Raw genomic sequence first — 10,171 nt, forward strand, 5'->3', positions numbered from 1 at the left:
CAGAAGGATCGCCTACACCGCTGTTTTCATCTGCACGACCCATGTTCATAATGGTTTTCATAGCATCCCATGTTTTACCGCCGTCAGTACTTCGGCTCATACCTACATCTATGTTTGCCGGAAGATCACCACTGTGATCATAGCGGATATCGTAAACCGAAATCAGGGTACCTTTGTTGGTAGTTACAATTCCCGGGATACGATAGGTATGCACATTTTCATCTTTAGGCTTACGCAATGCAATACCAAAAGGGTTAGGTGTATGTTTATTTTGATTAATCTTATAAGCTAAGCCAGATAAATCTGTAARGAAGCCTGCATTCAGGTCTAATTTGTGATCTATATTGGCGTCGTTCTTTAAGCCAACACTAAGCCAGAAATAATGAATACCTGGTTTTAATTTCACATCAAAAGGAATTGTAAATTTATTGCCTGAAGGAACAGTGCTTCCAATTGATTTAGCGCTGTTAAAGTCAGGTTTTTCATTACTCTGATATATTTCTAGCTTAGCTATATCTTTTATTACTTCTTTATTGACAGATCCGGAAATGGCGTTATAGGCAATTTCATGATTTCCTGCCGGTATGTTTACCTCAATACGCAGGTAAGCATTTGCCTCTATTCTTTTAAATATTGGGTTCTCTGTAGAAACAGTGCTAATTTTTATAGCGTTTGCACCTGTTTCTGTATATATTTTTTTGCTACATGAGGTAATGCCTAATACAATAATCATTACCAGAATAGCTTTCATTATATTTCTCTGTGTCATTATCTTATATCAATCTATTTAACTATCAAACTACTACGCATCAACAAAATCATTATGTTGTGGACGCAAAAAATAAAGCTGAACAACCAATGCAATGACCACAATCCCTGCAAGCATTGCGAAATCTTTACCAAGGCTGCCGGCATCAGAAGATTTGCCTAACAAATCGGTAATAAAAGCGCCGAAGAATACGCCCGTCATATTCATCAATCCGTATGCTGTTGCCCTATATCGGGCCGAAACAAATTGACAAAGAATGGGCATATTGTTGGCATCAAACATTCCAAAGCCTAAACCAAAGCAAATAGCCGCTCCCACAACATGAAAGAGTGAGTGGCCAAAGCCCAGTAATAATAAGGATGGAATGGTTAATGCCAAACCAATTGCACTGGTATAAATACGCCCTTTAATGTTTTTCTGCACCCATTTATCAGACAAAATACCCCCAAATATTACCCCTAGAAAGGAAGAAGCCGCTATTGTAATGGTTGACAGTGGCCCGGCAGTGGCCATTGGAATATTTAAATTCTGCGCAAATAATGTAGGCAACCAATTCTTTGCCGCCCAACCGGGTAAACTTGGAACTGCAAAATAAAACAGAATAATCCAAAAGGAAATATTTGTAAACAGCAACCACAATCCTTTAAAAAGCGAGGGTTTAGTGCTAATTATAATTTTATCGGATACCATTTCATCATCATTTACCTTTTTCTCTCTTAAAAAGAGGATTAAGATAAACGAGTAAACAATACCCGCTATTCCGAACCAATGAAAGGTAGATTGCCATGAGAACTTGTCGGCAATGGTTGCTCCAAAACCACCTAAGGCCTGGCCCATGTACAGTCCTGTCATGTGAATACCTATAGCCAAAGATCGTGTTTTAGGTGAATGGAAATCGGCGATTAAAGATAGCCCTGCAGGAATGTAAAGTGCCTCACTAACGCCCATTATCGCCCTTAACCAGTAGATCTGATTAAAAGTTTCGGCATAGCCCATTAAAAATGTAACTCCCGACCAAACAAATAGACTACCTACAATTAGCCATTTTCTATTGAATTTATCAGCTATAATTCCTGAAACAGGGCTCATAAAACCGTATATCCACAGAAAGATTGCCATCAGATAACCAAAGTTGGTAGCCGATTGGAGCTCTTCAATATCAATTTGCATTGCTGGCTTCATGGTCGATAGCATTTGTCTGTCCATATAATTTAATAATGCCACTACCCACAGTAATCCAACAAGCACCCAGGCATAATTATTTGTGTTTTTCTTTAGCATATTATTGTTTTTTTGAACCCTGATCTGTTTCTATTTTACCTATCATTACTGATGGTGTTCTGACACCGGGTTTTATTTCTCCGTTAGATAAAACAATATCATCGCCCCATTTGGTGGCAGTTGTGGTAACATGTGCCGGAAAAGGCAGCTGACCCAACTTAACCCAGGTATTTTTAGTGGTATTATATACCAGCTGTGTTTTATAAAAACCCTTATGATGAATGCTTAACTTATTCTTTTCTAAAGTGAGTTTATCTTTCTCTTTCTGGGACTGGGATGTAGCAATTTGAGATATGTAGTTTTCTATTTTATGAAAAACCTCTCCATTATCTCCGCATGTAACTAAAATGAGATCATTCGCTACGGCAATCCCTGCTCCGGCAGAAAAATTAATTGTTTGTTTGCCATCAGAAATATCAGCCAACTTTTGCCATATACCCACAGCAGAATCATAAGCGTAAGTTGTATGATGTAAATCACTAATTCCTGAAGGTGTTTTAGTACGGCCGCCTATTACAAAGATCTTGTCTGCCTGCGCTACAATCAAGGCGTTTGCCAGTGGCACCGGTAGGCTTAGTAATTTTTGCCATATTGGATCTTTAACATTTAGATCAAGCTTATAAAAGGCATCAGATGAACTTTTTTCTTTATCACCGCCCACCAGATAAACCACATTACCAATATGGGTAAGCCCGGTATTAGTAACTGCAATTGGCAAATCGGGTAATTTTTTTACAATGATATTTAATTCCGGAGTGTCCCAGGTAATGATAAATGCTTTGTCAGATAAACCGTTTTGACCTTCGCCCCCGGCGTAAACCACTCCCAAATCAGTTGAAGTATTCCCGCAATAAGCTACAGGTTCCGGTAGCTTTGATGTTTTTGTACTCCATACAAAGTGTCCGTTTTGCTTAAGCAGCATCTGAATCTTATCTGAATAATATTTTTTCCCTCCTTCCCAAGGCATTTTATCGGGAAAATTAGCGCCTCCAGCAATCAGAAGGACATCATTAAAAACAGCATTCACAGCACCCGCAAAGCCCAATGAAGTACTGCCATCTGCATTTTGCAGTTTTGCAGCTGTATACCATTGTACTCGCTCTATTACAGTTTCCTGGGCAGAAACATCAGTAATCATTAGCATAAAAGGGATTGATAAAGAAAATAAATATTTGTTCATAAGCCTATTAATAAAAACTAATGAGGCGCGTTTGATTTAAAAGTATTAAAATCAAGTGCTGCTACATCAGATTTAAAATGTTCAAACTGATTGCTATCCATGTTTTTAACGGGCAACCTAAACTCACCACAATCTATTCCAACCACTTTCATATAAGCTTTTCCTGTAGCTATACCACCGTATTTGCCTAACAATCTGATCATATCTATGGATTGCTGCTGCAGTGAATTAGCTTTTTTCAAGTTGTTGTTCTCAAAAGCATCGATCATATCATAGTATAAAGGAGCTGCATAGTTAAATGTACTGCCTACTGCACCTTTTGTGCCCAGCACTAATGCCGAAAGCATATTCTCATCGCGACCCCAGAGCATGTCGTACTTTCCATCTTTAAAGTTCATACAAGATAAGAAATCCATAAAGTCTTCGTGTGTATATTTTACTCCGGCAAAGTTTTCAATTTTACCATCAACGGCCTGCAATAAATCATACATGGCAAGGCCTACTCCTGTTAGCACGGGTATGTGGTAGTAATAGAAAGGCATATCTGGTACTACAGCAGCAATTTCTGCACAAGCTTTAGCCAGCATATCAACATTAGCAGGTTTAAAATAGAAAGGAGCAGTAAATGAAATAGCGTAAAGCCCAATCTGTTTAGCATACAAAGCAAGTTCTTTACAATCTGTAATGCTTGTACCACCTAAAAATAACATCACTTTAAAGTCAGGATCGTCATTGGTGCAATCGGCCCAGACTTTTGCTATTTGTTTTTTCTCGTCCGTAGACATAGAAACACCCTCTCCGGTTGATCCACAGATGAAAGCGCCTGTAATTTTATTGTGTTTTAAAAATCTATAGTAATCAGGAATAATAGTTAAGTTGATGGCTCCGTTATTGTCCATTGGAGTAAAAGGAGCGGCAATTAAGCCTTGTAATTTCTCGAAAATCATATAAGTGTTGAGTGTGTTTTTAAATCATTCGCGGGCAGCAGTAATTTACTCTACCCGCGAATGTTGTGAATTAAAATAAAGGATATCCGTCTGTTTGTGTTAACGCCCTATTGTTTGTCAAAGAGGTTCTGTCTATTGGCCACAACAACTTGTAGGTTTCTGAAGAGGCCAAACCAGTTTTAGCAAATACATAGTTATTGCCCATACGTCTGAGATCATACCATCTTTTTCCTTCTCCAATAAACTCTAACAAACGTTCCTGAAGTATCGCTTCCTTAGGGTCAGCATCTATAGCTTGATGAGGATAACCCAGAGTAGCCTCATTGTAGTTGCTGCCAAAGGCTCTTGCTCTAACAAGATTTATCTCTGTAGCAGGGCTTTCACCTAATGCAACCTTAGCCTCCGCTAAAAGTAATAACAGATCTGCATAACGATAAATTGGGAAGTCATTGGTAAAAGCCCTGCTTCCCGCATTTTGTTCTCCTTGGTACTTTTTCAGGAATGCTCCGGCTATTTTAAATGTACCCGCTGCTGGTTGAGAATAAGCTGCCTGTATTGTTAAGTTTTTGCGTAAGTCATTCTCATTAAATTTTCTGTAGGTAGCTATTTTAGTAGGGATTCTTAATAACCCACCATAGTTATCTGTAACCACATCAAATTTTCTTACAGCTAAAGAATCATAGAAATTAATGATTAAGCTAGTTTGCGGAACAAAGTTTCCAATAAAAGGTAGGGTAGCTTCATTCAGTTTATTTCTTGAAACAAAAATCACCTCGTTATTGTCTTTCCCGGTTGATGAAAACACATCTGCAAAATTATTTAATAATGATAATGCAGGAGCGCCAGACTGAATACTGGTCAACGCAGTTTTTGCTATTGTAGCATCAGCAGTGCCTCCCCCTCTGTAACTTGTCCACAAATGCACTTCTGCATTTAACATTTGAGTGGCAGATTTTGACCAGAATCCTTTTTTATTCTTAGCAGAGAAAGAATAATCGGTACCAAAATTTTCATTGGAAAGATCAATGTCCGATTTAATTAAGCTCATTACCTCTGCTTCAGTCGACGCAGGTTTCGCTAAATTTGAAATATCAATATCAACGGTAGGATCTGTTGCAATTACAGCTTTACCCCAACTCCTGTATAGCTGAAAATAGTAAAATGCGCGCATACCATAGGCAATACCTAAATAATTCTTTTTTGATGTTTCTGACACTATATTGGTAGTATTCAATTTATTAATCAAAAGATTAATCTGATTAATGTTATTGTAAAATCCTCCGAAATTACTAACTCCTGAATTATCGGCATCTAAAGTATGCAGCCACATGCGCTCCATGCCTTGAGTTGCTTCACCCGTAAATGTGGCAGTAGTACCTGGATCTGTTCCATATATGTCCGCACGTACCTCTCCCAGAAATTCAAAACTGGTATTATGATCGCGAAAACGGGTGTGAATTCCACTCACAAAAGCATCCACCTGATCCGGAGTTTTCCAATAGCTCGCATCACTTAAGTTGCTCACCGGACTTAAATTTAAATCTTTTTTACAAGAGCTAAGGGCTATTGCACTAATCCCTAAACAGATTAGAATATTTTTTATGTTCTTTTTCATATCGCTAATTCTTAAATATTAGAAACCAACTTGTACACCCATAATGAATGACCTTGCCGTTGGATAAGTACCTGTGTAAATACCAGTAACCACACCATCAGTATTAACCGGAGGTTCGGGAGAGGGACCAGAAAACTTGGTAATATAAAACAAGTTACTACCGGTTATATAAACTTTCATATTTGAAAGAACCTTAGATTTCTTTACCAAATTATTAGGTAGTGTATAAGCAAGTGTCACCTCTCTTAAAGCCAGATAATCACCCTTCTCATAAAATCGTGAGTTGTTACTATTCAATACTCCATTGCCATTATTTGCTCTTGTATAATTCTGTTTTGATCCTCCAACCTGGTCAGCATAATAAACTTTTGGCACATCTGTAACTGTATTTGTTGGCGACCATGCTTGTTTTTGCAATTCAATGTAGTTAAAGGTTCCTTGGTAGTTACCCAATGTTCTGGCGACCAAATCATTGTAAATGGTATGACCAACTGCAAAATCCCATCTGTTATACATGGATAAGCCTTTATAAGAAATGCTTGTATTAAAACCGCCAGTCCATATAGGGAAAATATTACCTAAATAAACCTGATCTCTGGAATCTATAATGTTATCTCCATTTACATCTTGCCAATTAACATCACCTGCAGTAATGCGTCCGTTTTTACCTGCGGCAAGATTTGGCCCTGTAATACCCGCAATTGCATCAGTACGATTACCGGCAATTGCAGCAACTTCAGCATCATCCTTAAAAACAGATACCTGTTTATAGCCATAAATATCTCCCAATGCCTGTCCTTCCTGTAACCCACCTACCCAAACAACCTGTCCGGATTTTGGATCAAAAATCTGTAGTCCACCCTGTCTATTTTTGTCATTACCGTTAAATGGTAATTGTAAAATCTTATTCTTAACAAATGAAGCATTTACACCGGCATTAATTTTCCAATCGCCTTTATCAAAGATGTTTGCATTGATAGCAAATTCATATCCTTTATTCTGATAGGTACCAAGATTTGTTCTTAACGAACCAAAACCGACATAGCTTGGTAAATCAAGATTTGTTAATAAATCACTTGTTCTTCTATCGTAGTAATCAAAAGTTAAACTAACTCTGTCCTTAAATAAACCTAAATCTAAACCGACATCTGTTGTTTTACTTTTTTCCCATCGCAAGTTGCCATTAATTACACCTGTATTTAAGAAACCTGCAGACCCATTATAATTAGTTTGCAATGCATAAACACCCTGAACCTCATAACGTCCCAATCCGGCAACGTTACCATTTTCTCCATAACTGATGCGTGGTTTTAAAGAAGAAATATAATTGCTTATCCCTGAATTAATAAAAAAATCCTCTTTATGCACATTCCATCCAGCAGACATACCAGGAAAAAAACCATTTCTGTTATCTTCAGCTAAACTAGAAACACCATCCAATCTGAATACAGCTGTAAACAAATATTTRTTATCAAAATCATAAGCAAATCTTCCTAAAGCTGAAAGTATTTTATATTGAGATTTAGTAGAATAGTTGTTTGCACTTCCAGCAGCAAAGGTTGTAGAAGCATTAGCAGTAGGAATATCATCTGTAGGTGCATTCTGTCCGAAAACCTGCATTGCATATGAATTCACATTATAATACTCACCACCTGCCATTACATTAAAATTATGCTTGCCTCCTAAGGTTTTGGTGTAATTCAAAATACCATTGTATTGAGTCTGAAAATCTCTGGCAAAAGTATATATAGAGTTTCTTGTACTATTCCCTATAGTTCCTGAAAAAACATTGGCATAGGTTTGTGTAGATTTTTGAAAAGATTGGTCTAGTTTTTCATATAGGTAAGCATTTCCGGTAGCCTTAAAGTATAAGCCAGGAATAATATCCCATTTAACAGCTCCATTAACCACTACCCTGTTTACCTCATTTGAGCGATCTAGACGATTTAACCAATATAGTGGGTTACCATCCGTAACTCCATTTCCTGGATTTGGATTGGTTTTAGCTTCATCCAGCCATGGATTAAATGTAGGCCAAATTGCCATATTACGATATAGTGTATTAACWTCACCTCCAATAGCACCAATTTGAGAAGAAGTAGACAAACTTACACCACTACTTACCTCGATATTAGGTTTAACTTTATAAGAACCGTTCACATCACCGGTGTATCTCTTATAATTTGAACCAACAATTACTCCATTTTCATTGTAAGCATCAAAAGCAGCAAAGTATTTCCCTTTATCATTTCCACCTGTAACATTTAGGTAGTGATCTTTAGTATAAGTATTTCTAAATAACACGTCCTCAACCTCGCCAGCATGATCTTTATACATAATCTGACCTCCATAAGGGTCGTCGAGAACACCCCATCCAGCAGGTAAAGTTGTTGTGCCTGCTACATATTTCTTAATATCAAACGTTGCAAGATCTGCAGGATTTGTAGAGAGTCCCAGACCTCTGGAGGCATTTACCTGGTCGAGACTTCTTCCCGCATTTAAATAACCTAAGCGGGTATAATAGATGTAATCCTTAGCATCCATATATTTATAACCCTCTCTGTTTTGGTTATACCCACCAGTAAATTTATAAGAGATCCGAGCAGATCCTGTTTTTCCAGTTTTAGTGGTAATTAGAATCACCCCATTGTTAGCACGCGCACCATAAATTGCAGTGGCAGATGCATCCTTAAGTAATTCAACAGATTCAATATTTTCTGATGCAATATCATTATATGCTCTTATAACTCCATCAACAATAACCAATGGCGCGCCCGGACTATTAATTGAAGCACCGCCACGGAGAAGAATTAAAGGAGACGCACCTGGCTGACCTGTACTATTAACTACCTGCAAACCAGAAACAGTACCTTGCAGTGCACTACCAATATTAGAACGTGGGGTACTTGCAAGTACTTCTTTATCAAGCTTCGCTATAGAATTAGTTACATTCCTTCGGTTCTGGGTACCATATCCAACAACCACTACTTCATCCAGTCCCTGTGTATCTTCTGCAAGCGTAATGTTTATTGTACTTTGATTTCCAACGGTAATTTGTTGGGTAATGAATCCGGTATAGCTAATTACCAGCACATCTCCGCTTTTTGCAGCAATGGCATAATTACCAGTTTCATTTGTGGCGGTTCCAATTTTGGTTCCTTTAATCAAAACACTAGCCATAGGTATGCCCTGCCCTTTGGCATCTACTACCCGTCCAGATATTTTAGAGTTTTGGCCTGATACAGTAAGCATGGCTATGCTTAAAATTAACGTTAGCAGGACTTGACTAACGTACTTTTGGTAAAGTCTTTTCATTGTTCTTTTGGTTAGGTTTTAGCATTATGTATAACATAATAAGACTAAGGTGTGACTTATATTTCTATATTGCAAGAAATATTAATATTATTTTTATTAACATTGTATAGGAATAGGAGCTAAATCATTATTTTAAGCCCTTTCTACCAACAAAAACATATGTATAACATAATATGACGCCTAACCCTACTGAATCCCTCATTCAATTAGATACCAGTTCGCTGGTTGATAAAGTTGAAGCCAATCTTGTTAAGCTCCTTGTAGAAAGGAAATTAAGAGTTGGTGATATTATACCTACAGAATTAGACCTATCCAGAAGTCTGGGAGTAAGTCGTACCGTTGTCCGCGAAGCGCTTTTAAGATTACGGATGATGGGACTTATAGATACGAAGAAAAAAAAGGGCTCTGTGATTACCAGTCCCGACATTTTCGGTATCATGAGCAAGAGCATGAATCCTCATATCCTTGATCAGGATACCCTTAGAGAGATATTTGAATTAAGACTTGTGCTGGAAATAGGAATGGCAGATCTGCTTTTTCAACGCATTACCCCAAAAGATATAGAAGAGTTAAAAGAGATTGTAAAAACTGAGCCTGATACCGCAAAAGACCACATATTCCATATTGATCATGAGATTATATTTCATGGAAAGCTCTATGAAATAGCAGGTAATGAAACACTAAAACGGTTTCAAAAAATGCTGCTGCCAATTTTTGATTATGTACACAATAGTGGTTTATTGAAAAAACCTGCTCAAATTCAAAAATTCGTATCTCATAAAGGACTGATCGACATCCTCGAAAATGGCTCACCTGAACTATTTAGAAACGGGATGAGAAATCACCTTGAAAACCATTTCTTAAGGATCTTTAGTTAATTTATTAAAACAAACAGGCTTTATCTTGGTTGTTTTAGTATAATATGCTAACTAATAACAAAACAATCATCCTATCAAACCGTTTACCAGTTAAGATTACAGAACAAAACGGTGAATACATACTTCGATCTAGTGAAGGCGGACTGGCAACAGGCCTGGGTTCCGTTTATAAACAAGGAAATAATG

The 10,171-nt window shown here is 37.5% G+C and carries 7 protein-coding genes; 1 reads left to right on the top strand and 6 read right to left on the bottom strand.

Annotation, left to right across the window (positions count from 1 at the left end):
• From AC1DG9_RS16930 to AC1DG9_RS16955, 6 genes are all read right to left on the bottom strand, one after another.
• The coding region (locus tag AC1DG9_RS16930) for a BNR-repeat neuraminidase N-terminal domain-containing protein (protein ID WP_477634929.1) at nt 1-769 on the bottom strand (769 nt) is incomplete at its 3' end.
• A gap of 33 nt (nt 770-802) precedes the next feature.
• Nucleotides 803-2,050, bottom strand: a complete 1,248-nt coding sequence (locus AC1DG9_RS16935) for an MFS transporter (RefSeq protein WP_288879378.1) — start codon at nt 2,048-2,050, stop codon at nt 803-805.
• 1 nt (nt 2,051) lies between these two features.
• Nucleotides 2,052-3,230, bottom strand: a complete 1,179-nt coding sequence (locus AC1DG9_RS16940; RefSeq protein ID WP_288879379.1) for a galactose oxidase — start codon at nt 3,228-3,230, stop codon at nt 2,052-2,054.
• Nucleotides 3,231-3,247: 17 nt separating this feature from the next.
• Nucleotides 3,248-4,177: a dihydrodipicolinate synthase family protein gene (locus AC1DG9_RS16945; RefSeq protein WP_172663015.1), complete on the bottom strand. Its 930-nt coding sequence runs from the start codon at nt 4,175-4,177 to the stop codon at nt 3,248-3,250.
• Between the two features lie 70 nt (nt 4,178-4,247).
• The gene (gene nanU / locus AC1DG9_RS16950; RefSeq protein WP_337716278.1) at nt 4,248-5,792 is read right to left on the bottom strand and encodes a SusD family outer membrane lipoprotein NanU; all 1,545 of its coding nucleotides are present in this window, start codon (nt 5,790-5,792) and stop codon (nt 4,248-4,250) included.
• An 18-nt stretch (nt 5,793-5,810) separates the two neighbouring features.
• On the bottom strand, nt 5,811-9,107 hold the full coding sequence (locus AC1DG9_RS16955; protein WP_477634930.1) for a SusC/RagA family TonB-linked outer membrane protein: 3,297 nt from the start codon (nt 9,105-9,107) through the stop codon (nt 5,811-5,813).
• A 173-nt stretch (nt 9,108-9,280) separates the two neighbouring features.
• On the opposite strand from AC1DG9_RS16955, the gene AC1DG9_RS16960 reads away from it, so the two are divergent.
• Entirely contained in the window at nt 9,281-9,985 is a 705-nt protein-coding gene (locus AC1DG9_RS16960) for a FadR/GntR family transcriptional regulator (RefSeq protein WP_172663018.1), read from the top strand.
• Nucleotides 9,986-10,171 lie beyond the last annotated feature (186 nt).

This window comes from Pedobacter sp. 05L430 (assembly GCF_056397585.1).